Below are 25,060 nucleotides of genomic sequence, written 5' to 3'. Positions count from 1 at the left end.
GTCAGTCGGCGTCTCGCGCGGGCGCCAGCAACGCGGCGGCGGCCTGCGGGTTGGAAGGCAGGTAGAAATGGATATAGGAAGCCGTCAGCCGGCCAAGACGGAACACCGCCTCCGCCGTGTTCCGGCCGTTCGGGCAGACGCCACGGGCCAGAGGCTCGACGGCGCAGTCGAGGGTCGAGTGATGGAAGGTATGCCCGCGCAGCCGCCCTTCCGGCAGCTCGACCTCCTGCAAGGCCAGGGCGGTCAGGCGCTTCTGCAGGCGCGCCCGGCCCGGCAGCAGGCCGAGCAGTTCGCCGCGCTCGCCGTCGGCGTCTTCCAGGCAGTCGAGCAGGTAGAGCATGCCGCCGCACTCGGCCAGCAGCGGCTTGCCGGCGGCATGGTGGGCTCGGATCGCCTCGGCCATGGCGCGATTGCCCTGCAGGCGCCCCAGGTGCAGTTCGGGATAGCCGCCCGGCAGGTACAGGCTGTCCACGGCGGGCAGCGCCTGGTCCTGCAGCGGCGAGAAGAACACCAGTTCGGCGCCGAGTTCGCGCAGCAGGTCGAGATTGGCCTGGTAGAGGAAGGCGAACGAGGCGTCGCGGGCCACGCCGATGCGCACGCCTTCCAGGCTGCGTTGCAGCGGCGCCGGAGCGGGCACCTCGAAGGTCACCGGCTCCGGCAGGTCGGTCTCGGCGCTGGCCCGCAAGGCGTCGGCGGCGGCGTCCAGGCGCACATCGAGATCGGCCAGTTCCTCGGCCTGGACCAGGCCCAGGTGGCGGCTCGGCAATTCGAATTCGGCCGAGCGCGGCAGACCGCCGAACCAGCGCATGCCGGGCGGCAGGCAATCGCGCAGGATGTCGCTGTGGCGCTGGCTGCCGACGCGGTTGCCGAGCACTCCGGAAAACGGCAGGTCCGGCTGGAAATGCGCCAGTCCGTAGGCCAGCGCGCCGAAGGTCTGGGCCATCGCCGCGCCGTTGATCACCCCCAGCACCGGCACGCCGAAACGCCGCGCCAGGTCTGCCGCCGAGGGGTTGCCATCGAACAGGCCCATCACCCCTTCGATGAGGATCAGGTCGGCCTCGCCGGCGGCCCGCGCCAGCAGGCGTCGCGCTTCGGCCTCGCCGACCATCCACAGGTCGAGCTGGTAGACCGGCGCGCCGGAGGCGCGAGCGAGAATCATCGGGTCGAGGAAGTCCGGTCCGCACTTGAACACCCGCACCCGTCGCCCCTGGCGCGCATGCAGGCGGGCCAGAGCGGCGGTGACGGTGGTCTTGCCCTGGCCGGAGGCCGGGGCGGCGATCAGCAGGGCCGGACAGCGTGCCTGGGTCATGGGCGAAGCGTCTCCGCGCATGGCGCGGGCATCAGAACTCCACTCCTTTCTGCGCCTTGATCCCGGCCTTGAACGCGTGCTTGACCAGGCTCATCTCGGTCACCGTGTCGGCGGCCTCGATCATCCCCGGCTGCGCGCCGCGACCGGTCACCACCACATGCTGCATGGCCGGGCGCGCCTGGATGTCGGCGAGGACCCTGTCCAGTTCCAGGTAGCCGTGCTTGAGGGCGATGTTCAGTTCGTCCAGCACCACCAGGCCAACGTCCGGGTCGGCCAGCAATTGCGCGGCGACCTTCCAGGCCGCCTCGGCCTTGGCGATGTCGCGCTGGCGGTCCTGGGTCTCCCAGGTGAAGCCCTCGCCCATCACGTGATAGCTGACTTCCTCGGGGAAGCGCCGGAAGAAGGCTTCCTCGCCGGTGCTGGCGGCGCCCTTGATGAACTGCACGACACCGACCTTCATGCCATGGCCCAGGGCCCGCGCGACCATGCCGAAGGCCGAGCTGCTCTTGCCCTTGCCGTTGCCGCTATGCACCAGGAGCACGCCGCGTTCGTCGCGGGCCTGGGCGATCTTCTCGTCGACCACGGCCTTCTTGCGCTCCATCCGCTCGCGGTGGCGCTGGTCCTTCTCGGGGGATTCGTTCATCGTCGATCACTCCTTGCGGCGACGCGGCCGCGCCGTCGCCTCGTTCATTCGAAATACCCGGCCTCACAGAGCCTGGTAGCGCACGCTGAGGTAGACCGCCTGGCCAGGCTGGTTGTAGCCATACGCGGTTTCGTAGTCGGCACCGAACAGGTTGGCGATCCGGCCCTGCAGACGCCATTCGTCGTTCAGCCGGTACTCGCTGCGCAGGTCGAGGGTGGCGTAGCCGCCCAGGCGCACCTTGTTGGCCGGGTCATCATAGCGTCGGCCTTCGGCGTGCACGCTGGCGCCCAGCGAAAGACGCTCGAAGCGCCGGTCCAGTTCCAGGTTGAACATCCGCCGCGCCCGGCGCGGCAGCTCGTTGCCGTCGTTGACGCCGCCGGAACGGTTTTGCGGGTCGAGGAAGGTTGCGTTGGCGTTCCAGTCCCAGCCCAGCCACTGGCTGCCGAGGACCAGTTCGACGCCACGGATGCGCGCTTCGTCGATGTTGTTCGGCTGCCCCCAGGGGCGCCCCGGCGCCGGACGCGGATCGTTGCCGATCAGGTCGTCGACGTTGGTACGGAAGGCATTTACCGCCCAGTGCCCCCAGCCATGCGTACCGCTCAGCCCGACTTCCAGGCTGCGCGAAGTCTCGGCGTCCAGGTCGGGATTGCCGTAGTCGGGGTAGTAGAGTTCGTTGAAGGTCGGCGCCTTGAACGCCGTGCCGTAGCTGACGGTGAAGCGCAGCGCGTCGCTCAGCGCGTAGCCCCAGGCGGCGCTGCCGGTGTCGTGCACGCCGAACTGCTGGTTGTCGTCACGGCGCAGGCTCAGTTGCCAATCCTGGCGACCGTACTGGCCGAGGTACTGGGCGAACCAGCCTTTGTTCAGCCGCGAGTCGACGCTGAAGGCTTCGCTGCTGCTGATCTCGTCCTTCTGCCAGTCGTAGCCGAGGGTCAGTACATGGCCTTCGGCCAGGGTCAGGTCGTTCTGCCAGGACAGGCTGTCGCGACGGGTATCGAAGCGCGAGTAGAAACGGCCATCCTGATAGGCATCGGCCTTGTCCTCGCTGCGCCCGGCCTGGAGGGTCACCAGCCAGGGATCGAACGGAGTGAAGCGGGCACGGCCGCCGACCAGGTTCTGCTCGCCGTCGGCGTTGGCATTGAAACCGGAGTTGCCGAAAACCTGGTCATAGTCGTTGTGCGACTTGGCCCTGAGCAGCGTGCCGTCGAGTTCCAGGCCATTGTCGAAGCGATAGCCGCCGCGCAGGTTACCGGACAGGTTGCGGTAGCCGTCGCGGTCCGGCTCATAGCCCGCAGTACCGGCGCGCTTGGTATTGATGCCTGCCGTATCGAAGCTGCTCACCCCTAGGCTGTACCAGCCGTTGCCAGCGCCGCCGCTGACCCCGGCGCTACCCTCCAGGGTCTGATGGGTGCCGTAGCCGGCGGAGAAGAACGGCTTGGCGCCCTGGCCGTCGCCGCGCCGGGTGAAGATCTGGATCACCCCGCCGATGGCCTCCGAGCCGTACAGGCTGGAACGCGGCCCGCGGACCACCTCGATGCGCTCGATCAGCTCCACCGGCAAATCCTGGAACGCGGTGAGGCCGGCGCTGGCCGAGCCGACCTTGATGCCGTCGATCAGCACCAGTACATGGTCGGACTCGGTGCCGCGCAGGAACAGCGTGGTGTTCTTGCCGAAACCGCCGTTGTTCGCCAGCGACACGCCGGGTACCTGGCGCAACAGCTCCGGCACGCTGCGCGCCTGGCTGCGCTCGATATCCTCGCGGTCGATGACGCTCACTGCCGCCAGGCTCTGGGAAGCGGTCTGGGCGGTACGGGTGGCGGTCACCACCTGGTCGGCAAGGCTGACCGGTTCGGCCAGGCTCAGGGAAGACGCGCCGCACAGCGCCACGGCTGCCGGGGTCAGGAAAACTCTGTTCATGCTCTGCGCTGCTCCGTCGCTCTCACCCGCGCGACCTGGGTTGAGGCAGACGGAGGACGAAGCGACGGCAGGAGGCGTCCGACAGCGCCCTCCGCGATGCCGTGGGTGCGTCAGGCCGGTCTCCGGGCTCGCGAGCGAAGCGCTGGACGCTTCCAGCCGCGCCTTCCCATGCCGGAGCACAGTGGTCATCGAGCGGCTGTCTGATTCGCCTACCGTTGCGGGGGCAGCGCTGGCCTGGTTCCGACGGAACGCACCAGCTTCCCTGTTTCACCCCTTGCGGGGCACCTGTCGCAAGGCGCGCAGCTTAGTGGTTCGGGGCTTGCGCGGTCAATGTGGGCGGCCACCGCAGAACTAGCGCCCGGCTCCGGGGAGCGGGTCCGTGCGCAGCGCCGTCCCGGCCGGAGCATGGCTGCGGCACCACTGCCGCCAGGTGGCCTGCAACTGCACCAGCGCGGCGCCGGCCAGCTCGCCGCGTTCGCTGCCGGCCAGCGGGCTGGCGGCCAGGGCCTTGAGCAGGCGCGCGGTCGGCGGGTCGAGGGCGTGTTCACGCTCGGCCCGCGGGCCATCGCCCAGCAGCGCCAGGCGCAGGCGCCGCAGGTAACGGTCGCGGGCCTGCGCCAGGGACGCCGGGACCTCCTCCAGGCACTGCCGCAGGTAGAGCAGCTCGTCGCCGAAGTCGAGTCCCATCAGGCCGTCCGACCAGGGCTGGCGGCGCCCCTCCGGCAAACGGTCGTAGCGCTGCGCCAGGCGGATCAGGCGATCCGCGGTGCGCCCGCCGAACCAGGCCTCGGCCTGCGCCGGCGAGCGCAGGGTGAGCCGCGCCAGGTCGCCGAGGGTGGCCTGCAGCATGCGCCGGTAATGGCGTTCGCCCGGTCGCAGGCTGACCAGGTTGAACACCAGCACGGCGAAGGCCACCCCGAGCACCGTCGACAGGGCGTTGTTGAGGAAGTGCGCGAGGTCGTAGCTCATGCTGTTGCTCGGCGCGACGTTCTTCACGAAGAAGATGCAGAACGGCGAGGCGATCCCGGCCAGGCTCGCCCGGTTCACGCACAGCGCGGCGAAGAACAGCGGTACGCCCAGGCCCAGGCAGAGCAGCGGGAAGCCGTCCACGCCGGGCAGGTAGAACAGTGCGACGAAGCCGGCCAGCGGGATCGACAGGAGGATCCCGCGAAGGAAGTTCAGGCCGGCCTGGGCCGGGTTGTCGCGGCTGGCGAAGAGACTCAGCACCACCCCGGTGATCGACACCGCGCCCAACCCGCTCGGCCAGGCGCTGGCCAGCCAGAACGCGGCCACGCAGAGGAACGCCAGGGCGCTGCGCAGGCCGAACAGCACGCCGCGCTCGATGTCCCGGTGCCAGGCGATGGCGCCCGGCGCCTGGCGGGTGGGCGCGCCATAGACCAGCGCCTCGACGCTGCGCCCGGCCGCCCTCGCCTCGCCGAGCAGGCGTTCGAGGCAGACCAGGCACAGGTGCAACTGTCCATGCGCCGCGTCCAGCGCCAGGCGCAAGCGCTGCCGGCAGGCCTCGAACTCGGCCTGGCGGCCCTCGCGCAACAGTGCCTCGAGTTCTTCCAGCCAGGGCTGCAAGGCGTGCGCGCTGGCCGGATCGAGCAGCCTCCGCTCGCGAGCCACCTTGCGCGCCGCGCGCAGCAGGCCGAGCAGGTCGAGGCCTAGCACGCGCAAGGCCTGGGAACGGGCGCGGCCGAGCGCGCCCTCGAACCAGGCGTGGTCGCGCTGGGCGTCCGCCGCGGCGATCCGCCCCAGCGCCGCGAGCAGCTCGCCGCGTTCGTCGGCGCCGCGCAGCTCCGCCGCGGCCGCCTGCAAGCCGGCCTCCCAGGCCGCCTTGCCCTGGTTCGCCAACTGGCGTTCCAGGCGCCGCGGCCAGAGCAGCACATTCACCAGCGCCGCGCAGAGGATGCCCAGGCCGATCTCCGAGCAGCGGGCCACCGCCTGGTCGAACACCGTCGCCGGATCGGCGCTGGCCGGCAGGGCGACGATGGCCGCGGTGTAGCCGGCCAGGACGAAACCGTAGGACGCATGATTGTGCAGCAGCGACGCGCCGGCGGTGCAGAACGCCAGCCAGAGGGCCATCAGCAGGAGGAAGGGCAGCGATGCCTGGCCATAGAGTGCGACCATGCCGATGGACACCAGCGCACCGGCGCAGGTGCCGATCAGGCGGAACATGCCCTTGGCCAGGACCATGCCGCTATAGGGCTGGCTGACCACGAACACCGTCATCAATGCCCATTGCGGCTGCTCCAGCTCCAGGCCGAAGGCCAGGTACAGGGCCAACCCGCCGGCCAGCAGGGCCTTCACGGCGAACTGCAGTTCGTGCAGACGCGGGCACAGCAGCACCTGCACCAGGTCGGAGGAAAAGAAGGAAGGCTTGGCCATCGCGGACGCCCCGAAATACATGAGCGAGCGAATTATTAGCAAGCTAATTTTCTATTGTCCAGCCTCTCCGCGAACTTTCCGGAAGAGCGTTTCGCCCTGCGAAACATGCGCCACGGAGGCCCACTGGAGCCGACCAACACGCCTGCGCAGAAGGCGCCAACCGGCAGCGGCACGCGCCAAGCGTTCGTATACAATATCCCGCACGTTCCCAACGCCATGCAGGTTGTCCCGCTTGCCTCTCTCCATGCTCAACGCCCCTAACCTGGGCATCGCCCCCTCGGCCTCCGAGATCATCGCCAAGCACCTGCGCGAAGCGATCATCGCCGGGCATTTCGCCGAGGACGAACCGATCCGCCAGGACGACATCGCGCAACTCTTCAATGTCAGCAAGATTCCCGTCCGCGAGGCCCTCAAGCGCCTGGAGGCGGAAGGCCTGGTGCTGTTCCAGCGCAACAAGGGCGCGGTGGTGACGCGTATTTCCGAACCGGAACTGGCGCAGATGTTCGAAGTGCGGGTGCTGCTCGAAGTCCAGGCGATCCGCCTGGCGGTGCCGAACATGGACGAGGCCACCTTCGCCCGCGCCGAGGCGATCTGCGCCGACTTCGTCGGCGAAGACAACGTCGGCCGCTGGGCCGAACTCAACTGGCAACTGCACGCCTGCCTCTACGAACCGGCGCAGCGGCCGTTCCTGGTCAACCTGATCCGCTCCATCCACGACAAGCTGGAACGCTACCTGCGCATGCAGATGAGCCTGTCCGAAGGCAAGCAGCGCGCCGACCAGGAACACCGCGAGATCGTCGCCGCCTGTCGCGCCGGCGATGCCGAACGGGCCGCGACACTGATCGAGGCACATATCGTCGGGGTCTGCCGGACCCTCTACGAACACCTGCCGAACCGCCCGGCCAGCACCTGAGCCGGGCCATCCCGGCTATGCCGCTTTCGTCATCCACCTGAGCGAAAACCCTCAAGCGCCCCGCCCCGCCGAAACGCCACCCTGTGGCGCATTCCCCGGCACAGGCGAGGGCCACCATGCAACGCATCCGCATCATCGATTCGCATACCGGCGGCGAGCCCACCCGCCTGGTCATCGGCGGTTTTCCCGATCTCGGCCAGGGCGACATGGCTGAGCGCCGGCGCCTGCTCGGCGAGCGCCACGACGCCTGGCGCGCCGCCTGCATCCTCGAGCCGCGCGGCAGCGACGTACTGGTCGGCGCCCTGCTCTGCGCACCGGTCGATCCCGAAGCCTGTGCCGGAGTGATCTTCTTCAACAACAGCGGCTACCTCGGCATGTGCGGCCACGGCACCATCGGCCTGGTCGCCTCGCTGGCACACCTCGGGCGGATCGGTCCCGGCGTGCACCGCATCGAGACGCCGGTCGGCGAGGTCGAGGCGACCCTCCACGAGGACGGCTCGGTCAGCGTGCGCAACGTGCCGGCCTACCGCTACCGTCGCCAGGTCAGCGTCGAAGTGCCCGGCATCGGCCGGGTCAGCGGCGACATCGCCTGGGGCGGCAACTGGTTCTTCCTGGTCGCCGGACACGGCCAGCGCATCGCCGGCGACAACCTCGACGCCCTCACCGCCTACACCGTCGCCGTCCAGCAGGCGCTGGAAGACCAGGGCATCCGCGGCGAGGACGGCGGCGCCATCGATCACATCGAACTGTTCGCCGACGATCCCCACGCCGACAGCCGCAACTTCGTGCTCTGTCCCGGCAAGGCCTACGACCGCTCGCCCTGCGGCACCGGCACCAGCGCCAAGCTGGCCTGCCTGGCCGCCGACGGCAAGCTGCTGCCCGGCCAGCCCTGGCGCCAGGCGAGCGTGATCGGCAGCCAGTTCGAGGGGCGTTACGAATGGCTCGACGGCCAGCCCGGCGGGCGCATCGTGCCGACCATCCGCGGCCGCGCCCACGTCAGCGCGGAAGCCACCCTGCTGCTGGCGGACGACGATCCGTTCGCCTGGGGCATCCGCCGGTGAACGCCGAGGTCATCGTGGTCGGCGCCGGCATCGTCGGCAGCGCCTGCGCCCATGAACTGGCGCGTCGCGGCCTCGACGTACTGGTGCTGGACAGCCGCCGCGGCGGTGCCACCGCGGTGGGCATGGGCCATCTGGTGGCGATGGACGACAACCCGGCCGAACTGGCCCTCAGCGACTACTCGATCCAGGCCTGGCGCGCCTGGGCGGCGGATCTGCCGGAAGACTGCGCGTACCGCAATTGCGGCACCCTCTGGCTGGCCGCCGACGCCAGCGAACTCGCCGAGGCCGAACGCAAGCGCCAGGCGCTGCAAGCCGCCGGCGTTGCCTGCCGGATGCTTGGCGCCGCGCGCCTGTACGCCCTCGAACCGGCCCTGCGGCCGGGCCTGGCCGGCGCCCTGGAGGTGTCCGGCGACGGCATCCTCTACGCGCCCAACGCCGCGCGCTGGCTGCTCGACCAGGCCGGGCCGCGCCTGCGCCGGCTGTACGCCGAAGTCAGCGAAGTGGACGGCAGCCGCCTGCGCCTGGCCGACGGCCGCTGGCTGAGCGCCGAGGCGCTGGTGCTGGCCAACGGCATCCATGCCGGCGAGCTGTGCGCGGAGCTGCCGATCCGCCCGAAGAAAGGCCACCTGCTGATCACCGACCGCTATCCCGGCACCCTCCGCCATCAACTGGTGGAACTCGGCTATGTCAGCAGCGCCCACGCCAGCAGCGGTACCTCGGTAGCCTTCAACGCCCAGCCGCGCCCCACCGGGCAGGTCTTCCTCGGCTCCTCGCGGCAGTTCGACACGCTCGACCCGCAGGTGGAAGGCCCGGTGCTGGCGCGCATGCTGCGGCGTGCCCTGGACTACCTGCCGGGGCTCGCCGGCCTCAATGCGATCCGTGCCTGGACCGGCTTCCGCGCTGCCACTCCGGACGGCCTGCCGCTGCTTGGCGAGCACCCGGCGCAGCCGGGCCTGTGGCTGGCGGTCGGCCACGAGGGCCTGGGCGTGACCACCGCGCCGGGCAGCGCGCGCCTGCTCGCCGCCCAGTTGTTCGGCGAAACGCCGCCGCTGGATGCCACGCCTTATCTGCCGCAACGCTTCCTCTCCAGCTCCAGGAGTGCCCGTCCATGATCGAACTGTTCATCGACCGGCGTCCGCTGCGGGTCGCCGTCGGTACCAGCGTGGCGGCCGCCCTCGCCCTCGGCGGCGACGGCTGCTCCCGCAGCGCGGTCGGCGGCGGGCGGCGCGCGCCGTTCTGCGGCATGGGCGCGTGCCAGGAATGCCGGGTATTGATCGACGGTCGGCGACGCCTGGCCTGCCAGACCGTCTGCCAATCCGGCATGCGCGTGGAGACCCAGGCATGAGCGCCGACTACGACCTGCTGATCGTCGGTGCCGGCCCCGCCGGCCTGGCCGCAGCGCTGGCCGCCGCGCCGAGCGGCGCGCGCATCGCCCTGGTCGACGACAACCCGGCCGCCGGCGGACAGATCTGGCGCGACGGCCCGCGTGCCAGCCTGCCGCCGCGTGCCCACCAGATGCGCCAACGCCTGGCCGGGCAGGCCAATGTCGAGCACTTCCCGGCGACCCGGGTGGTCGCCTGCGGTCCCGGCAGGCGCCTGTTGCTGGAAGACCCGCAACGTGGCTGGCAGGTCGGCTACCGACGCCTGGTCCTCTGCACCGGCGCCCGCGAACTGCTGCTGCCTTTTCCCGGCTGGACCCTCCCCGGCGTCACCGGCGCCGGCGGCCTGCAGGCGTTGGCCAAGGGCGGCCTGCCACTGGCCGGCCAGCGCCTGGTGGTGGCTGGCTCCGGCCCGCTGCTGCTGGCCAGCGCCGCCAGCGCCAGCCAGTGCGGGGCGCGCCTGCTGCGCGTCGCCGAACAGGCGCCGGCGAGAACCCTGGCCGCCTTCGCCGTACGCCTCCCGCGCTGGCCCGGCAAGCTGTGGCAGGCCGCCGGCCTGTTCGCCCGTAGCTACCGCGCCGACAGCTACGTGCTCGCCGCCCTCGGCGAGGAGCGCCTGGAAGCCGTGCGCCTGCGCGAAGGCGGTCGGGTCCGCGAGATCGCCTGCGAACGCCTGGCCTGCGGCTTCGGCCTGGTGCCCAACGTGCAACTCGGCCAGGCCCTCGGCTATCGCCTCGACGGCCCGGCGCTCGCCGTCGACGAATGGCAGGCCGGCAGCCTGCCCGACCACTACGCCGCCGGCGAATGCACCGGCTTCGGCGGCAGCGAACTGGCCCTGGTGGAAGGCGCCATCGCCGGCCATGCCGCCGTCGACGAGCGCGACGCGGCTCGCCGCCTGTGGCCACGACGGCGACGCTGGCAGGGCTTCGCCGACACCCTGGCGCGACACTTCGCCCTGCGTGCCGAACTGCGTGAACTGGCGGAGGCGGATACCCTGGTCTGCCGTTGCGAAGACGTCCCCTTGGCCGCGCTGGCCGGGCATGCCGGCTGGACCGAGGCCAAGCTGCACAGCCGTTGCGGCATGGGCGCCTGCCAGGGGCGGATATGCGGCAGCGCCGCGCAATTCCTGTTCGGCTGGACGCCTCCGGCGCCGCGTCCGCCGTTCAGCCCGGCGCGCCTGGAGACCCTGGCCTGCTGGCAGGGCGACGCCGGCTAGCGACGCTCGGCGCGATACAGCCAGCCGAGGCCGGCCAGCGACAGCAGCAGGCCACCCAGCAGCATGGGTGTCAGCGGCTCGGCGAACATCCAGTGCGCCCATAGCAGGGTCAGCGCCGGGCTCAGGTACAGCGCCGCGCTGCCACCCTGTGCGGAAAGATGGCGCAGGCCCAGCCAGTACAGGCCGTAGCCGCCGAAGGTGGGCAGCAGCACCAGCCAGGCGAGCCCGAACAGGAATCCGCCGGACAGCGGCGGCCGCAGGCTACCCTCCGCCAGCGCCAGGCCGGCGAACGCCGGCAGCGCGGCGCCGATCTGCACGAACAGCACCACGGCCAGCGATCCCGGCGCATCGTCCCAGCTCTTCTGCAACAGGGTGGCCAGGGCCAGCGCCAGCATGCCCAGCAGCGGCAGGCCGTAGGCCCAGCCCGGCGCCCGCCCCAGCGCCAGCGCCGCATGCCCGGCCCAGAGCACCCCGGCGACGCCCAGGGCGATCCCCGGCCACTGCCCCGGCCGCGTTCGCTGCCCCGGCAGGACCAGCGCCAGCAAGGCCACCAGCAGCGGCAACAGGTCGGCCATCAGCGCCGCCACGCCCGGCGAGACGCCGAGTTCGATGGCCTTGGCGATCGGCGCGATGTAGCCCGCGTAGGCCAACGCCCCGATCAGCGCCTGGCGCCGCCACTGGCGCGCCGACAACCGGCGCAGCCCGGCCCAGGCGAAGGGCAGCAGCAGCGCCAGGCAAACGGCGAAGCGCCAGAAGCTGGTGAGGAACACCGGCGCCTGTTCCATGGCATAGCGGTAGCCGACGAAGCCGGAACTCCAGGCCAGTACCATGCCCAGTTGCACGGCCAGCAGGCGGGTCGCCCCGGGCATCGCTCGCGGGGTGCAGGTGGTCGCGCGCATCGCTCGCCTCCGTCGGTCAGGTTCGAGTCGAGGCTAGGCGGCCTCCGCCGCTACTATCAAACGAAACTATCTGCACCAGTCATGCAGGAAATCGGAACCATGAGCGCCAACCTGGATATCGAGCTGCTGCGTACCTTCCATGCCATCCTGCGCTTCGGCCGCTTTCTCGCCGCGGCCAGCCACCTCAACCGCAGCCCCTCGGCGGTGAGCACCCACGTCCGGCGCCTGGAGGAACTGGCCGGCGGCCGGCTGTTCGAGCGCGACAACCAGTCGGTGCGGCTGACCCCGCTGGGGCAGCGGTTCCAGCGCCAGACCGCCGAGCTGCTGGAGACCCACGACCGCGTGCTCGCCGGGTTGCGCAGACGGGAAGAGCCGCTGCGGGTGCGCTTCGGCATTTCCGAGGAATACGCCGGCAAGCTGCTCGGCCGCCTCCTGCCACGCCTCGGCGCGGAACTGCCGGCGCTGGAGCTGGAGGTGCTCACCGACGCCAGCGGCAGGCTGGCCGGACGCCTGCGGCGCGGCCAGCTGGACCTCGCCCTGCTGGTGCAAGCGCAAGACGAAACCCCGTACGACGGGCACTCCCGCGAGATCGGCGGCACCCAGCCGGTGTGGGTCGCCGGCCACGGCCTGCGGATCGATCCGCAACGCCCGCTGCCGCTGGCCCTGCACGGCCAGGGTTGTCCCTATCGGCAGGCGCTGCTGGAAGCCCTCGGCGCGACGGGCCGGCGCTGGCGCACGGTGGTCAGCAGTCCCGGCGCGACGGCGCTGGAAGCGGCCATCGAAGGCGGCCTGGCGATCGGCGTGATCGACCGTGCGCGGGTCGGCCCGACGATGCGCGTGCTGGGGCCGGCGGAGGGCTTCGCCGAACTGCCCGCCCACCGCATTCGCCTGGCCTTCGCCCCGGGAGAACGGCCGCCGGCGCTGGAGCGCCTCGGCGAACTGATCGCCGAGGAGTTCCGGCTCTGAGCCGCTACAGCGCCGGGCGCTAGACCCGCAGGCGGTGGCCGTCTGTCAGTTTCCGGCAGCAGTCGCTCACTGCGCGGCGATGCTTTCCCGTTCACGCCACTCGCGCAGCAACGCCTGGCGCCGGCGCCGCCCTCGATGTGCGCGCCCTGCTATCGCAGGGTGGCGATATCGCGGTAGAGGGTGCGCAGGCTGATCCCCAGTTCGCCGGCGAGCACATGCCCGGCCACCGGGTAACGGTGCCGGCGCAGAATCTGCAGCAGGTCGAGCAGGCGCTGGCTACGGGACAGGGCGCCGACTCACAGTTGCTCCAGGCAGTCGCGGGCGTGGTCGTCGAGGGGGACGAAGACCAGCAGGCGATCGCCGTTCTTCGGCGCCGACCACCAGTTGGTCTGCTGCAGTTCGAATTCGCCGCAGCGCGCATGACGGAAGCGCTTGAGCTGGTTTTCGATACCCATCACCTCGTTGCGCCGCCAGATCTCGCGGAACTCCGCCGAAGCCTCCAGGCAGCGCTGCAACTGCCGCTCCCACAGCGGATCGCCCATGCGCTCGACCATTGCCGCGCGGAAGAAGCCGACCATCCGCGGCAACGCCTCCTCGCGGTTGGCCATGCAGTAGCGCCAGCGCTCGTGGGTCAGCGCCAGGTAGATGCAGTTGCGGTCTTCCTCGGGGATCTCCGCCAGGTCGATGCCCACCAGCCGGCAATAGGCGCGGTTGTAGCCGCGGATGTCGAAACGGGCGTTCTGCACCATGGCCGGCAACGGGTCGAGGGCATCGAGGATGGACTGGGTGGCGGCCGAGGGCTTCTCGCAGACCGCCCGCCGCGCCGAGGTCGGCGCGGCCAGCCCGGCGAGGTTGAACAGGTGGTGGGTTTCCGTCTCGTTGCACAGCAGGGCCCGGGCGATGGCTCCGATCACCTGCTCCGAGGCGCGTACCGCGCGGCCCTGCTCCAGCCAGGTGTACCAGGTCACGCCGACCCCGGCGAGCTGCGCCACCTCCTCGCGACGCAGGCCCGGCGTGCGTCGGCGGCCGAGGCGGGAAATGCCGACCCGCTGCGGCTCGATGCTTTCCCGCCGGCGGCGCAGGAAGGCCCCCAGCTGTTCGGCGCGGGACGGCTGCGCGGGGCTTTCCGCAGAGTGGCTGGCAGGGGCGTCGAGTGGCATGGCGAAGTCCTCCGAAGGGCAGACGGGTAGCGCCAATACCAGGATAAGCAAGAACTGGTACCGGGTTAGCCAGAAGCGCATGCTGCCAGCCCACTCCCTTCCGCACAAGGACTCCGCCCATGCCCAGCACCGTCTCGTCGTCGCGGCTCGGCCTCGCCGGGCTCTGCATCCTGCTGGCGGGGCAACTGTTGCCGATGATCGATTTCTCCATCGTCAACGTCGCCCTCGACGCCCTCGCCCATTCCCTCGGCGCCAGCGAAACCGAACTGGAACTGATCGTCGCCGTCTACGGCGTGGCCTTCGCCGTGTGCCTGGCGATGGGCGGCCGGCTTGGCGACAACTACGGCCGTCGCCGCCTGTTCGATCTCGGCGTCGCCCTGTTCGCCGTCGCCTCGTTGCTTTGCGGGCTGGCCGGTTCGGTCTGGCTGCTGTTGGTGGCGCGCGCCCTGCAGGGCGTCGGCGCGGCGCTGGTCGTGCCGCAGATTCTCGCCACCCTGCATGTCAGCCTCAGCGGCCACGCGCATTCCCGCGCGCTGGCCGCCTACGGCGCCATCGGCGGCCTGGCCTTCGTCGTCGGCCAGGTGCTCGGCGGCTTCCTGGTCTCCGCCGATATCGGCGGCCTCGGCTGGCGCAGCGTGTTCCTGATCAACCTGCCGATCTGCCTCGGCATTCTCCTTTGCAGCCGCCGCTGGGTACCGGAGACCCGCGCCGAGCATGCCGCCCGCGTCGACGCGCCGGGCACCCTGCTGCTCGCCGCGCTGATCCTCTGCCTGCTGCTGCCGCTGGCTCTCGGCCCATCGCTGCACTGGTCCTGGCCCTGCGCCCTGCTGCTGGCGGCGGCGGTGCCGCTGCTGGCCTGGCTGTGGCGCACCGAGCTGCGCCAGGAACGCCGCCAGGCCTGGCCGTTGCTGCCGCCGTCGCTGCTGCGCCTGCCGAGCATCCGCTTCGGCCTGTTGCTGGCGATCCTGTTCTTCGCCTGCTGGAGCGGCTTCATGTTCGCCCTTGCCCTGGCCCTGCAGGCCGGCGCCGGTCTCTCGCCGGTGCAGGCCGGCAATGCCTTCATCGCCCTCGGCGCCTCCTACTTCGTCTCGGCGCTGCTCACCGCCCGGGTGGCGGCGCGGATCGGCCCGGTACGCCTGCTGCTGCTCGGCTGCGTCATCCAGATGTGCGGCCTGCTCGGCCTGATGCTGACCCTGCAACGGGTCTGGCCGCAGCCGGGCATCCTCAACCTGGCGCCGGCGACCCTGGTGATCGGCTTCGGCCAGGCGTTCATCGTCAGCAGCTTCTTCCGCATCGGCCTCTCGGAGGTGCCGACCGCCCAGGCCGGCGCCGGCAGCGCCATGCTCGCCACCGTCCAGCAGGCCTCCCTCGGCCTCGGCTCGGCGCTGCTCGGCGCGGTGTTCGCGCACAGGCTGGAGCGCCATGGCGACTACCTGGAAGCGACGCAGACGACCCTGGCCGTCGAGTTCGTCCTGATGACGCTGCTGCTCGGCGCCACCTGCCTCTTCTACCTGCGCCGCGTGCGCACGGTGCCATTGCGCTGCGACTCGCCGGGCAACTGAGGCGCGCGGCCGGGCCCTGTTCCCGGCCGCCGGCGCCCCGTATGCTGGCGCGGTCCCCCAGCCAGGCCTTCGCCCCGATGCACGACCTGCTCGCCGCCCCGCCCCCCGCCGACCTCGCCAGCCTGCTGGCCAGCCTGCGCCAGGTCGAGGCGCTGCTCGACGCCATGCCCGGCGTGGTGTTCTTCGTCAAGGACGAGCGCGCCCGCTACGTCCTGGTCAACCGCACCCTGGCACGCCGCTGCGGCGTGAAGGACAAGGCCGAACTGCTCGGCCGCAGCGCCGACGAGGTCTTCCCTTCCAGCCTCGGTCCGCTCTATGCCGAGCAGGATCGGCGCGTGCTGCGCGGCGGCGCGACGCTGGAGAACCAGTTGGAGCTGCACCTCTATCCCGGTCGCCAGCCGGGCTGGTGCCTGACCCACAAGCAGGCGCTGCGCGATGCCGACGGGGCGATCATCGGCATGGCCGGCATCTCCCACGACCTGCCGGCGGCGCAGTCGGCGCACCCGGCCTACGGGCGGCTGGCGGCGGTGGATGCGCATATCCGCGAGCACTACGACCAGCCGCTCAGCCTCGCCGATCTCACTACCATCGCCGGGCTCTCGGTGGCGCAACTGGAACGTCACTGCAAGCGCATCTTCCAGCTCACCCCACGGCAGATGATCCACAAGGCGCGGCTCGGCGCCGCCTCGCAACTGCTCGCCGGCGACGCGCCGATCACCGAGATCGCCCTGCGCTGCGGCTACACCGACCACAGCGCCTTCAGCCGCCAGTTCAAGGCGCTCACCGGACTCTCGCCGAGCCAGTACCGCGAGACCCATCGCCAGCCCCGAAAAGCGTAACGCCTCGCCCCGCCACGGGGCGGCGGTAGCAATCCTGCTCCCTTTTGTAACACCGCCGGCCGCGCCCGAGCGGGGCGCAGTCCGGCGCGGCCTGGCACAGCGACGCGCCAGCCAAAGCGGTCGCGCTCCAGCGAAAGGTTTTTTATCGCCGTCGGACGAGGTTCTGGCACAGCCATTGCTCACTTAAAAATATCGTATACGAAATCACAAATACGGGATTTGCCGCCCTCCCACTCAACCGCATCGCCAGAGGCCCCCATGAATACCAAGAAGACCCTTGCCCTAGCCCTCACCGCTGCCCTGGGCTGTTCCCTCGCCGGTCTCGCCCAGGCCGACAAGCTCGACGACATCATCGAGTCCGGCAAGCTGCGCTGCGCCGTCACCCTGGACTTTCCGCCGATGGGCTCGCGCGATGCACAGAACAACCCGGTGGGCTTCGACGTCGATTACTGCAACGACCTGGCGAAGGCCCTGGACGTCAAGGCGGAGATCGTCGAGACGCCCTTTCCCGACCGCATCCCGGCGCTGGTGTCGGGTCGCGCCGACGTGATCGTCGCATCCACCTCGGACACCCTGGAGCGGGCCAAGACCATCGGCATGAGCATCCCCTACTTCGCCTTCGTCAAGGTGGTACTGACCCGCGAGGACACCGGCATCGCCAGCTACGAGGACCTCAAGGGCCGCCCGGTCGGCGGCACCGCCGGCACCTTCGAGGCGCTGGCCCTGGAGAAGGACAGCAAGGCCTGGGGCGACGCCAAGGGCAGCTTCCGCGCCTACCAGTCCGAGGCCGACACCGCCCTGGCGATCAGCCAGGGGCATATCGACGCCACGGTCGTCTCTTCCACCGTCGCCGCCTCGTGGATCAAGTCGGGCAAGTACAAGGGCCTGAAGATCGCCGGCGACGCGCCCTATGACATCGACTACGTGGCCCTCGGCGCCAAGCGCAACGAATACGGCCTGCTCAACTACCTGAACCTGTTCATCAACCAGCAGGTGCGCACCGGCCGCTACGCCGAGCTGGCGCAGAAATGGGTCGGCGGCACGGCGCCGGAGCTGACCACCAGCGCGGTCTACCGCTGAAGCCGAGGGCGCGGTCCGCCGCCGGGCCGCGCCGTTTCCCCCCGTCCTGGATGCGCCGATGAAGCACGCACACCTCATCGTTCCCCGTACCCTGGTCGCCGGCAGCGCGTCCGGCGAACTGCTGTACGCACCGACCGGCCTGAGCTTCTGGGGCGGCGTCGACCCGCGCAGCGCGGAAGTGATCGACCGTCACCACCCGCTCAGCGGCCGCCATCTACACGGCAGGCTGCTGGCGATTCCCGGTGGGCGCGGCTCCTGTACCGGCAGCAGCGTACTGCTGGAACTGATCCTCGGCGGACGTGCGCCGGCGGCGATCCTCCTGCGCGAACCGGACGAAATCCTCGCCCTCGGCGCGATCGTCGCCGAGGAACTGTTCGGCCGCTCGCTACCCATCGCCTGTCTCGGCGAGCGCTTCGACGAACTCGCCGCCTATCCCTGGGCGCGCCTGGCCGACGGACGCCTGGAACTCCACCGCGATGCCCCGCCGCCGCTGGAGGCCCGACCCGCCGAAGCGCTGGCGACCGATGCCGGCCCGCGACTGGACGCCTTCGACCAGGCCCTGCTCGCCGGCGAACACGGCGAAGCCGCACGCCTGGCGATGCGCATCGTCCTGCGCATGGCGGCGTTGCAGGGCGCGCAACGGCTGATCGACATCCAGCGCGCGCACATCGACGCTTGCATCTACACCGGCCCGGCCGGCCTGCGTTTCGCCGAGACCCTGCGCGACCTCGGTGCCCGGGTGCGGGTACCGACCACCCTCAACGCCATCTCCGTGGACCAGCGCCGTTGGCGCGAACAGGGCGTACCCGCCGCCCTCGGCGAGCCAGCCGCGGCCCTGGCCCGGGCCTATCTCGACATGGGCGCGCAGCCCAGCTTCACCTGCGCGCCCTACCTGCTCGACGACAGCGCGCGGGCCGGCGAACAGATCGTCTGGGCCGAGTCCAACGCGGTGCTCTTCGCCAACAGCGTGCTCGGCGCACGCACCAACAAGTACGCCGACTTCATGGATATCTGCTGCGCCCTCACCGGTCGCGCGCCGCTGGCCGGCTGTCACCTCGACGAGCAGCGCCAGGCGCGGGTACTGATCGAAGTGGAAGACCTCGGCAGCGTCGACGATGCCTTCTACCCGACCCTCGGCTACCTCTGCGGCCTGCTCTGCGCCGGACAGATCCCGGCGATCGACGGCCTGCGGCAGCGGCAGCCGGACCACGACGCGCTCAAGGCCTTCGGCGCGGCGCTGGGCACCAGTTCCTCGGTGCCGATGTTCCACGTCATCGGCGTCACCCCGGAAGCCCCTGACCTGGCCAGCGCCTTCGGCGGCCGCGCGCCGCGGCGGACCCTGCGGGTCGGACGCGAGCGCCTGCGCGACGCCTGGCGCGAGCTGGACAGCGCCGGCGAGACGCGGATCGACCTGGTGGCGCTGGGCAACCCGCACTTCTCCGCCAGCGAATTCACCCAGCTCGCCGCGCTCTGCCACGGCCGCCGCAGACACCCGGAGGTAGCGCTGGTGATCACCAGCAGCCGGCAGGTCGTCGCCCAGGCCGAAGCGGCCGGGCACCTGGCGACGCTGCAGGCGTTCGGCGCGCGGCTGGTCACCGACACCTGCTGGTGCATGCTCGACGAACCGCTGGTGCCGCCGGGCGCGCGCACCCTGATGACCAACTCCGCCAAGTATGCCCACTACGCCCCCGGACTGGTCGGCCGCCAGGTGCGCTTCGCCGGCCTCGCCGGCTGCGTCGAGGCCGCCGTCGGCGGGCGGGCCCCCGCCGGGCTGCCCGCCTGGTTGAGCGAGGACTGCTGATGTTCGACTACACCTTCCACTGGCGCTCGGCGTTCAACGCCCTGCCGGAGATGCTCGCCGGCAGCCTGGTGACGCTCCAGGTCACCGCGCTGTCGATGCTCTTCGGCATCCTCATCGCCCTGCTCCTGGCCTTCGCCCGGCTCGGCGGTAACCGCCCGCTGCGCGCCGCCGCCGGAGCCTGGATCTCCATCGCGCGGAATACCCCGGCGCTGTTCCAGATCTACATCCTCTACTTCGGCCTGGGCTCCTTCGGCCTGCACGTCAGTTCCTGGTTCGCCCTGCTCGCCGGGGTCACCTTCAACAACGCCGGCTACCTCGCCGAGACCTTCCGCGGCGGCCTCCAGGCGGTGCCCGAGACCCAGTTGCGGGCGGCCCGCTCGCTAGGCATGAGCGCGCCGCAGGCCTATCGCCTGGTGGTGATCCCGCAGCTGCTGCGGGTGGTGTTCTACCCGCTGACCAACCAGTTGGTCTGGGCCATGCTGATGACCTCCCTCGGCGTGGTGGTGGGCCTGACCGACGACCTCACCGGCGTCACCCAGGCACTCAACGTCAAGACCTTCCGCACCTTCGAATACTTCGCCCTGGCCGCCGTCCTCTACTTCGCCATGGCCAAGCTGCTGGTGCTGGCCGCCCGCCTGCTGGGCTGGCGCCTGTTCCGTTACTGAGGGGAATGCCGTGTTCACCACCAGCCTCACCGCCAACGACCTGCTGTTCCTCCTGCAAGGCGCCTGGACCACCCTCGCCATCACCGCCATGGCGATGCTGATCGGCACCCTGCTGGGTGTCGTCTTCGGCCTGCTCCGCGCCCTGCTGCCACGCGCCAGCCTGCCGCTGGCGGCGCTGCTCGACGTATTCCGCAGCGTGCCGCTGCTGATCCAGTTCGTCCTGCTCAATTCCTTCAAGAGCATCCTCGGCCTCGACTGGAGCGCCTTCGCCGTGGCCTGCCTGGTGCTCGGCGTGTACGCCGCCGCCTACTGCACCGAGGTGGTCCGCGGCGGCGTCCTCTCGGTACCGCCGAGCGTGCGCCGGGCGGCGCGTTCGCTGGGCCTGAGCTATCGCCAGGACCTGTTCCACATCGTCCTGCCGATGGCCGCCCGGGTGGCCTTCCCCGGTTGGGTCAACCTGACCCTGTCGGTGATGAAGGACACCTCGCTGGTGCTCTGGATCGGCATCGTCGAACTGCTGCGCGCCTCGCAGACCATCGTCACGCGCATCCAGGAACCGCTCTTCGTGCTCTGCATCGCGGGGCTCGTCTATTACCTCATGAGCTGGGTGGTCGCGCGACTCGGCGCCCGGCTGGAACGGAGATGGCAGCAATGATCGAGATCAGCGACGTGCACAAGGCCTACGGCCAGTTCGAGGTAGTCAAGGGTGTCGACCTGAGGGTGGACAAGGGCGAGGTGCTGTCGATCATCGGCGGCTCCGGTTCCGGCAAGTCGACCCTGCTGATGTGCATCAACGGCCTGGAGCCGATCCAGCGCGGCAGCATCCGCGTCGACGGCATCGACGTGCATGCCCGCGGTACCGACCTCAACCGCCTGCGGCGGAAGATCGGCATCGTCTTCCAGCAGTGGAACGCCTTCCCCCACCTGACCGTGCTGGAAAACGTCATGCTCGCGCCGCGCAAGGTGCTCGGCAAGAGCCGCGCCGAAGCCGAGGCGATGGCGCTGAAGCAACTCACCCACGTCGGTCTCGGCGACAAGCTCAAGGTCTTCCCCCAGCGCCTTTCCGGCGGCCAGCAACAGCGCATGGCGATCGCCCGGGCGCTGGCGATGTCGCCGGACTACATGCTGTTCGACGAAGCCACCTCGGCGCTCGACCCGCAGTTGGTCGGCGAGGTGCTGGACACCATGCGCCTGCTCGCCGAGGAAGGCATGACCATGGTCCTGGTCACCCACGAGATCCGCTTCGCCCGCGACGTGTCCGACCGGGTGGCGTTCTTCCGCAATGGCCTGGTCCACGAGATCGGCACCCCCGACCAGGTGATCGGCAACCCGCAGCGGCCGGAGACGGTGGAATTCCTCCGCTCGGTGCTCTGAGCCCGCCCCCGCACAGGAGATAGCCATGCGTTCGCAGCGGATCGTCCACATCGTCAGTTGCCATGCCGAAGGCGAGGTCGGCGACGTGATCGTCGGCGGCGTCGCCGCACCGCCCGGCGCCACCCTCTGGGAACAGTCGCGCTGGATCGCCAGAGACCAGGACCTGCGCAACTTCGTCCTCAACGAACCGCGCGGCGGAGTGTTCCGCCACGCCAATCTGCTGGTGCCGGCCAAGGACCCGCGCGCGCAGATGGGCTGGATCATCATGGAGCCGGCCGACACCCCGCCGATGTCCGGTTCCAATTCGCTGTGCGTGGCCACCGTACTGCTCGACAGCGGCATCCTGCCGATGCGCGAACCGCTGACCCGGCTGCTGCTGGAAGCGCCGGGCGGGCTGATCGAGGCCCGCGCGGAATGCCGCGACGGCAAGGCCGAGCGGGTGGAAATCCGCAACGTGCCGTCGTTCGCCGACCGCCTCGACGCCTGGATCGAAGTCGAGGGCCTCGGCTCGCTACAGGTCGACACCGCCTACGGCGGCGACAGCTTCGTCATCGCCGACGCCCGGCGCCTGGGCTTCGCCCTGCGCGCCGACGAGGCCGCCGAGCTGGTCGCCACCGGCTTGAAGATCACCCACGCGGCCAACGAACAACTGGGCTTCCACCACCCGACCAACCCGGACTGGGAGCATCTGTCCTTCTGCCAGCTGGCCGCGCCGCCGGAGCGCCGCGACGGTGTCCTCGGCGCGAGCAACGCGGTGATCATCCGCCCCGGCAAGATCGACCGCTCACCCTGCGGCACCGGCTGCTCGGCGCGGATGGCGGTGCTCCAGGCGAAAGGCCAGCTGCGGGTCGGCGAACGCTTCGTCGGGCGCTCCATCATCGGTTCGGAATTCCACTGCCACATCGAGTCGCTGACCGAACTCGGCGGCCGTCCGGCGATCCTCCCGTGCCTGTCCGGGCGGGCCTGGATCACCGGCATCCACCAGTACCTGCTCGACCCGGACGATCCCTGGCCGCAAGGCTATCGGCTGTCCGACACCTGGCCCGGCGGCCACTGCTGACCACCCCGCCCGACCGCAGGCAGCGGCCGGGCGGAAACCGATCCGGCGCGTACCGGATCGCCCACGACGGCGAACGCTGCCGTCGCCCTGTGACTCGGACCGCAGCGGTCCGACTGAATTCGTATACGAAATACGAAGAAAGGAGAAACCATGAGCAAGCACGTCAACTGGAGCGGCGTATTCCCCGCAGTCACCACCCAATTCAACGCCGATTTCTCGGTGAACCTGGAGGAAACCCACACGGTCATTTCCAACCTGGTGCGCGACGGCGTGTCCGGGCTGGTGGTATGCGGCAGCGTCGGCGAGAACACCTCGCTGACCATCGAGGAGAAGATGGCCGTCACCGAGGTCGCCAAGGATGCCTCCGGCGGCCGCGTGCCGGTGATCTGCGGGATCGCCGAGTTCACCAGCGCCGGCGCGGCGAAGGTGGCCAAGGCGGTGGAGCGGGTCGGCGTCGACGGCATCATGGTGATGCCGGCGCTGGTCTATTCCTCCAAGCCGCACGAGACCGCCGAGCATTTCCGCAGCGTGGCCAGCGGCACCGACCTGCCGGTGATGGTCTACAACAACCCGCCGATCTACCGGAACGACGTCACCCCGGACATCCTGGTTTCCCTGGCCGACTGCGAGAACATCGTCTGCTTCAAGGACAGCTCCGGCGACACCCGCCGCTTCATCGACGTACGCAACCAGGTGGGCGAGCGCTTCATCCTCTTCGCCGGCCTCGACGACGTGGTCCTGGAAAGCGTGGCGGTGGGTGCCCAGGGCTGGATCTCGGGAATGTCCAACGTGTTCCCGAAGGAAGGCGAGACCATCTTCCGCCTGGCCAGGGCCGGGCGCTTCGCCGAGGCGATGCCGATCTACGAGTGGCTGATGCCGATCCTCCATCTCGACGCCCGTCCCGACCTGGTGCAGTGCATCAAGCTCTGCGAGGAACTCGCCGGTCGCGGCAGCGCCCTCACCCGTCCACCGCGCCTGGCCCTGCGCGGCGCCGATCGCGAGCACGTCGAGCGGATCATGGCCAAGGCCCTGGCCAGCCGGCCGGCGCTGCCGGACGTCGGCTTGTAGCCGGCGCCGCGCCCTCGCCGCCTCGCTCCCCAGGGAGCGGCCGGCGAGAGCCAGCGGCAGAGCATTCCGTCCACCGTCCCCAGGGAGGCCCCATGCCCAGTATCCTCGGTCACAACTACGTCGGCGGCGCTCGCAGCGCCGCCGGCAACCTCATCCTGCGCAGCCTCGACGCCGACAGCGGCGAAGCGCTGCCCTACGCCTTCGTCCAGGCCACCGAGGCGGAGGTCGACGCCGCCGCCCGCGCCGCCGAACGCGCCTATCCACACTACCGGCAACTGTCCGCCGCGCGCCGCGCCGGATTCCTCGAGGCGATCGCCTCGCGCCTCGACGCCCTGGGCGACGACTTCGTCGCCCTGGTCCGTCGCGAGACCGCGCTGCCCGCCGTACGCATCCAGGGCGAACGGACACGTACCGCCAACCAGTTGCGGCTGTTCGCCGAAGTCCTGCGGCGTGGCGACTTCCACGGCGCGCGCATCGATCGCGGACAACCCGGGCGTACCCCGCCGCGCCCCGACCTGCGCCAGTGGCGAATCGGTCTCGGCCCGGTGGCGGTGTTCGGTGCCAGCAACTTCCCGCTGGCCTTTTCCACCGCCGGCGGCGACAGCGCCGCCGCCCTGGCCGCCGGCTGCCCGGTGGTGGTCAAGGCCCACGGCGGACACATGGCCACCGCCGAATGCGTGGCCGACGCGATCCTCCAGGCGGCGGCCGACAGCGGCATGCCGGACGGGGTATTCAACATGGTCTACGGCAGCGGCGTCGGCGAGGCGCTGGTGCGCCATCCGGCCATCCGCGCGGTCGGCTTCACCGGTTCGCTCAAGGGCGGGCGCGCACTGTGCGACCTGGCAGCGGCGCGGCCGCAGCCGATCCCGGTGTTCGCCGAGATGAGCAGCATCAATCCGCTGGTGGTGCTCCCCGAAGCCCTGCGCCGGCGCGGCCGCCAGGTGGCGGAGGAGCTGGCCGCCTCGGTGACGCTCGGCTGCGGCCAGTTCTGCACCAAGCCGGGCCTGGTGCTTGGCCTGCGCTCCCCCGGCTTCGACGCCTTCGTCGCGGCCCTGGGCGAGGCACTGGCCGCCAGGCCGGCACAGAGCATGCTCAACGCCGGCACCTTGCGCAGCTATGTCGAAGGACTGCAACGCCTGGAGCGCCACCCCGGCATCCGGCGCCTGGCCGGCGCGCCACAGGAAGGGCGGCAGGCCCATCCGCAGTTGTTCAAGGCCGACGTGGGCCTGTTGCTGGAAGGCGACGAACTGCTCCAGGATGAGGTGTTCGGCCCGGCCACCGTGGTCGTCGAGGCAGCCGACGAGGAACAGCTTGCCCGCGCGCTGGACAACCTGCACGGCCAGTTGACGGCGACCCTGATCGGCGAAGCGGAAGACCTCGCGGCGTTCGCCGGGCTGGTCCCGCTGCTCGAAGGCAAGGCCGGGCGCCTGCTATTCAACGGCTATCCGACCGGCGTCGAGGTGTGCGACGCCATGGTCCACGGCGGCCCCTACCCGGCCACCTCCGACGCTCGCGGCACCTCGGTGGGAACCCTGGCCATCGAGCGTTTCCTGCGCCCGCTGTGCTACCAGGACTACCCCGACAGCCTGCTCCCGGACGCCCTGAAGAACGCCAACCCGCTGGGCCTGCTGCGCCTGGTCGATGGCCGGAGCACGCGCGAGGCCCTGGATTGAGCACGCCTGGAAGCCTGGATGGCGGATAACGCCGTTGGCGCTATCCGCCCTACGCAGTCGTCCTCGTTGCGCCACGCTGTCCGGTCG

Annotated in this window: 23 protein-coding genes and 1 riboswitch; of the genes, 16 read left to right on the top strand and 7 right to left on the bottom strand. The window is 70.5% G+C overall.

Features of this window, described 5'->3' with window-relative positions:
• Position 1: 1 nt before the first annotated feature.
• From HMPREF1224_RS37130 to HMPREF1224_RS37115, 4 genes are all read right to left on the bottom strand, one after another.
• Positions 2-1,309: a cobyrinic acid a,c-diamide synthase CobB gene (locus HMPREF1224_RS37130; protein ID WP_003159855.1), complete on the bottom strand. Its 1,308-nt coding sequence runs from the start codon at positions 1,307-1,309 to the stop codon at positions 2-4.
• 31 nt (positions 1,310-1,340) lie between these two features.
• Complete coding sequence (gene cobO, locus HMPREF1224_RS37125; protein ID WP_003086769.1) at positions 1,341-1,952, bottom strand: cob(I)yrinic acid a,c-diamide adenosyltransferase; 612 nt, start codon at positions 1,950-1,952, stop codon at positions 1,341-1,343.
• A 63-nt stretch (positions 1,953-2,015) separates the two neighbouring features.
• On the bottom strand, positions 2,016-3,866 hold the full coding sequence (gene btuB / locus HMPREF1224_RS37120) for a TonB-dependent vitamin B12 receptor (protein ID WP_004348772.1): 1,851 nt from the start codon (positions 3,864-3,866) through the stop codon (positions 2,016-2,018).
• A gap of 95 nt (positions 3,867-3,961) precedes the next feature.
• Positions 3,962-4,170: riboswitch (cobalamin riboswitch) on the bottom strand.
• A 47-nt stretch (positions 4,171-4,217) separates the two neighbouring features.
• Entirely contained in the window at positions 4,218-6,257 is a 2,040-nt protein-coding gene (locus HMPREF1224_RS37115) for an FUSC family protein (protein WP_014603144.1), read from the bottom strand.
• Positions 6,258-6,501: 244 nt separating this feature from the next.
• On the opposite strand from HMPREF1224_RS37115, the gene HMPREF1224_RS37110 reads away from it, so the two are divergent.
• The 5 genes from HMPREF1224_RS37110 to HMPREF1224_RS37090 all read left to right on the top strand — a co-directional run bounded on the left by HMPREF1224_RS37110 (position 6,502) and on the right by HMPREF1224_RS37090 (position 10,826).
• The gene (locus HMPREF1224_RS37110; RefSeq protein WP_003114953.1) at positions 6,502-7,170 is read left to right on the top strand and encodes a GntR family transcriptional regulator; all 669 of its coding nucleotides are present in this window, start codon (positions 6,502-6,504) and stop codon (positions 7,168-7,170) included.
• 116 nt (positions 7,171-7,286) lie between these two features.
• On the top strand, positions 7,287-8,231 hold the full coding sequence (locus HMPREF1224_RS37105; RefSeq protein WP_003082577.1) for a 4-hydroxyproline epimerase: 945 nt from the start codon (positions 7,287-7,289) through the stop codon (positions 8,229-8,231).
• Entirely contained in the window at positions 8,228-9,343 is a 1,116-nt protein-coding gene (gene lhpB, locus HMPREF1224_RS37100; RefSeq protein WP_010793949.1) for a D-hydroxyproline dehydrogenase subunit beta LhpB, read from the top strand. Before HMPREF1224_RS37105 ends, lhpB begins: the two co-directional genes overlap by 4 nt.
• Positions 9,340-9,576 carry a (2Fe-2S)-binding protein gene (locus tag HMPREF1224_RS37095; RefSeq protein ID WP_003114956.1) on the top strand — a complete coding sequence of 79 codons (237 nt, stop codon included), beginning with the start codon at positions 9,340-9,342 and terminating at the stop codon, positions 9,574-9,576. Before lhpB ends, HMPREF1224_RS37095 begins: the two co-directional genes overlap by 4 nt.
• A complete protein-coding gene (locus tag HMPREF1224_RS37090; RefSeq protein ID WP_010793948.1) occupies positions 9,573-10,826 on the top strand; it encodes an NAD(P)/FAD-dependent oxidoreductase in 1,254 nt (417 codons plus the stop codon). The genes HMPREF1224_RS37095 and HMPREF1224_RS37090 overlap by 4 nt, the downstream gene beginning before the upstream one ends.
• Here the strand turns inward: HMPREF1224_RS37090 and HMPREF1224_RS37085 are convergent.
• On the bottom strand, positions 10,823-11,725 hold the full coding sequence (locus HMPREF1224_RS37085; protein WP_010793947.1) for a DMT family transporter: 903 nt from the start codon (positions 11,723-11,725) through the stop codon (positions 10,823-10,825). The two genes, HMPREF1224_RS37090 and HMPREF1224_RS37085, sit on opposite strands and share 4 nt — an antisense overlap.
• A 99-nt stretch (positions 11,726-11,824) precedes the next feature.
• Here HMPREF1224_RS37085 and HMPREF1224_RS37080 point away from each other — a divergent pair, with 99 nt between their 5' ends.
• The gene (locus HMPREF1224_RS37080; RefSeq protein WP_003114959.1) at positions 11,825-12,691 is read left to right on the top strand and encodes a LysR family transcriptional regulator; all 867 of its coding nucleotides are present in this window, start codon (positions 11,825-11,827) and stop codon (positions 12,689-12,691) included.
• Positions 12,692-12,840: 149 nt separating this feature from the next.
• On the opposite strand, the gene HMPREF1224_RS45430 is transcribed toward HMPREF1224_RS37080, so the two are convergent.
• Together HMPREF1224_RS45430 and HMPREF1224_RS37075 are read right to left on the bottom strand one after the other, a co-directional pair.
• Positions 12,841-12,951, bottom strand: coding sequence for a helix-turn-helix domain-containing protein (locus HMPREF1224_RS45430; RefSeq protein ID WP_371106350.1), 111 nt, complete (start codon positions 12,949-12,951; stop codon positions 12,841-12,843).
• 36 nt (positions 12,952-12,987) lie between these two features.
• Entirely contained in the window at positions 12,988-13,932 is a 945-nt protein-coding gene (locus tag HMPREF1224_RS37075; RefSeq protein ID WP_074198668.1) for a helix-turn-helix transcriptional regulator, read from the bottom strand.
• Between the two features lie 38 nt (positions 13,933-13,970).
• Here HMPREF1224_RS37075 and HMPREF1224_RS37070 point away from each other — a divergent pair, with 38 nt between their 5' ends.
• The 10 genes from HMPREF1224_RS37070 (at position 13,971) to HMPREF1224_RS37025 (ending at position 24,973) form a co-directional block, all read left to right on the top strand.
• Entirely contained in the window at positions 13,971-15,413 is a 1,443-nt protein-coding gene (locus HMPREF1224_RS37070; RefSeq protein WP_003082566.1) for an MFS transporter, read from the top strand.
• Positions 15,414-15,454: 41 nt separating this feature from the next.
• Positions 15,455-16,252, top strand: coding sequence for an AraC family transcriptional regulator (locus tag HMPREF1224_RS37065; protein ID WP_010793945.1), 798 nt, complete (start codon positions 15,455-15,457; stop codon positions 16,250-16,252).
• Between the two features lie 258 nt (positions 16,253-16,510).
• Positions 16,511-17,332 (top strand): ABC transporter substrate-binding protein, encoded by an 822-nt coding sequence (locus HMPREF1224_RS37060; RefSeq protein ID WP_003082561.1) that lies wholly within the window; start codon positions 16,511-16,513, stop codon positions 17,330-17,332.
• Between the two features lie 58 nt (positions 17,333-17,390).
• Complete coding sequence (locus HMPREF1224_RS37055) at positions 17,391-19,133, top strand: cis-3-hydroxy-L-proline dehydratase (protein WP_010793944.1); 1,743 nt, start codon at positions 17,391-17,393, stop codon at positions 19,131-19,133.
• Positions 19,133-19,798, top strand: coding sequence for an amino acid ABC transporter permease (locus tag HMPREF1224_RS37050; protein WP_003082559.1), 666 nt, complete (start codon positions 19,133-19,135; stop codon positions 19,796-19,798). Before HMPREF1224_RS37055 ends, HMPREF1224_RS37050 begins: the two co-directional genes overlap by 1 nt.
• A gap of 10 nt (positions 19,799-19,808) precedes the next feature.
• Positions 19,809-20,453: an amino acid ABC transporter permease gene (locus HMPREF1224_RS37045; protein WP_003082557.1), complete on the top strand. Its 645-nt coding sequence runs from the start codon at positions 19,809-19,811 to the stop codon at positions 20,451-20,453.
• A complete protein-coding gene (locus tag HMPREF1224_RS37040) occupies positions 20,450-21,172 on the top strand; it encodes an amino acid ABC transporter ATP-binding protein (RefSeq protein ID WP_003082555.1) in 723 nt (240 codons plus the stop codon). Before HMPREF1224_RS37045 ends, HMPREF1224_RS37040 begins: the two co-directional genes overlap by 4 nt.
• A gap of 25 nt (positions 21,173-21,197) precedes the next feature.
• On the top strand, positions 21,198-22,232 hold the full coding sequence (locus HMPREF1224_RS37035) for a trans-3-hydroxy-L-proline dehydratase (RefSeq protein ID WP_010793943.1): 1,035 nt from the start codon (positions 21,198-21,200) through the stop codon (positions 22,230-22,232).
• Positions 22,233-22,382: 150 nt separating this feature from the next.
• Positions 22,383-23,300, top strand: coding sequence for a dihydrodipicolinate synthase family protein (locus tag HMPREF1224_RS37030; protein WP_003116382.1), 918 nt, complete (start codon positions 22,383-22,385; stop codon positions 23,298-23,300).
• 92 nt (positions 23,301-23,392) lie between these two features.
• On the top strand, positions 23,393-24,973 hold the full coding sequence (locus HMPREF1224_RS37025) for an aldehyde dehydrogenase (NADP(+)) (RefSeq protein ID WP_010793942.1): 1,581 nt from the start codon (positions 23,393-23,395) through the stop codon (positions 24,971-24,973).
• Positions 24,974-25,060 lie beyond the last annotated feature (87 nt).

Source organism: Pseudomonas sp. P179 (genome assembly GCF_000478485.2).
GTDB classification, from domain to species: Bacteria; Pseudomonadota; Gammaproteobacteria; order Pseudomonadales; family Pseudomonadaceae; genus Pseudomonas; species Pseudomonas aeruginosa.
Note: the sequence above shows the minus strand (reverse complement) of the source record. Positions and strands in the feature narration are given on the sequence as shown.

What these genes read in the sequence shown, in the direction of transcription:
- HMPREF1224_RS37055 (WP_010793944.1), top strand. Translation starts at nt 17,391, where the DNA reads ATGAAGCACGCACACCTCATCGTTCCCCGTACCCTGGTCGCCGGCAGC.
- HMPREF1224_RS37105 (WP_003082577.1), top strand. Translation starts at nt 7,287, where the DNA reads ATGCAACGCATCCGCATCATCGATTCGCATACCGGCGGCGAGCCCACC.
- HMPREF1224_RS37095 (WP_003114956.1), top strand. Translation starts at nt 9,340, where the DNA reads ATGATCGAACTGTTCATCGACCGGCGTCCGCTGCGGGTCGCCGTCGGT.
- HMPREF1224_RS37085 (WP_010793947.1), bottom strand. Translation starts at nt 11,725, where the DNA reads ATGCGCGCGACCACCTGCACCCCGCGAGCGATGCCCGGGGCGACCCGC.
- HMPREF1224_RS37130 (WP_003159855.1), bottom strand. Translation starts at nt 1,309, where the DNA reads ATGACCCAGGCACGCTGTCCGGCCCTGCTGATCGCCGCCCCGGCCTCC.
- HMPREF1224_RS37070 (WP_003082566.1), top strand. Translation starts at nt 13,971, where the DNA reads ATGCCCAGCACCGTCTCGTCGTCGCGGCTCGGCCTCGCCGGGCTCTGC.
- HMPREF1224_RS37090 (WP_010793948.1), top strand. Translation starts at nt 9,573, where the DNA reads ATGAGCGCCGACTACGACCTGCTGATCGTCGGTGCCGGCCCCGCCGGC.
- HMPREF1224_RS37035 (WP_010793943.1), top strand. Translation starts at nt 21,198, where the DNA reads ATGCGTTCGCAGCGGATCGTCCACATCGTCAGTTGCCATGCCGAAGGC.
- HMPREF1224_RS37030 (WP_003116382.1), top strand. Translation starts at nt 22,383, where the DNA reads ATGAGCAAGCACGTCAACTGGAGCGGCGTATTCCCCGCAGTCACCACC.
- HMPREF1224_RS37060 (WP_003082561.1), top strand. Translation starts at nt 16,511, where the DNA reads ATGAATACCAAGAAGACCCTTGCCCTAGCCCTCACCGCTGCCCTGGGC.
- cobO (WP_003086769.1), bottom strand. Translation starts at nt 1,952, where the DNA reads ATGAACGAATCCCCCGAGAAGGACCAGCGCCACCGCGAGCGGATGGAG.
- HMPREF1224_RS37025 (WP_010793942.1), top strand. Translation starts at nt 23,393, where the DNA reads ATGCCCAGTATCCTCGGTCACAACTACGTCGGCGGCGCTCGCAGCGCC.
- HMPREF1224_RS37080 (WP_003114959.1), top strand. Translation starts at nt 11,825, where the DNA reads ATGAGCGCCAACCTGGATATCGAGCTGCTGCGTACCTTCCATGCCATC.
- HMPREF1224_RS37050 (WP_003082559.1), top strand. Translation starts at nt 19,133, where the DNA reads ATGTTCGACTACACCTTCCACTGGCGCTCGGCGTTCAACGCCCTGCCG.
- HMPREF1224_RS37040 (WP_003082555.1), top strand. Translation starts at nt 20,450, where the DNA reads ATGATCGAGATCAGCGACGTGCACAAGGCCTACGGCCAGTTCGAGGTA.
- HMPREF1224_RS37075 (WP_074198668.1), bottom strand. Translation starts at nt 13,932, where the DNA reads ATGCGCTTCTGGCTAACCCGGTACCAGTTCTTGCTTATCCTGGTATTG.
- HMPREF1224_RS37065 (WP_010793945.1), top strand. Translation starts at nt 15,455, where the DNA reads ATGCTGGCGCGGTCCCCCAGCCAGGCCTTCGCCCCGATGCACGACCTG.
- HMPREF1224_RS37110 (WP_003114953.1), top strand. Translation starts at nt 6,502, where the DNA reads ATGCTCAACGCCCCTAACCTGGGCATCGCCCCCTCGGCCTCCGAGATC.
- btuB (WP_004348772.1), bottom strand. Translation starts at nt 3,866, where the DNA reads ATGAACAGAGTTTTCCTGACCCCGGCAGCCGTGGCGCTGTGCGGCGCG.
- HMPREF1224_RS37115 (WP_014603144.1), bottom strand. Translation starts at nt 6,257, where the DNA reads ATGGCCAAGCCTTCCTTCTTTTCCTCCGACCTGGTGCAGGTGCTGCTG.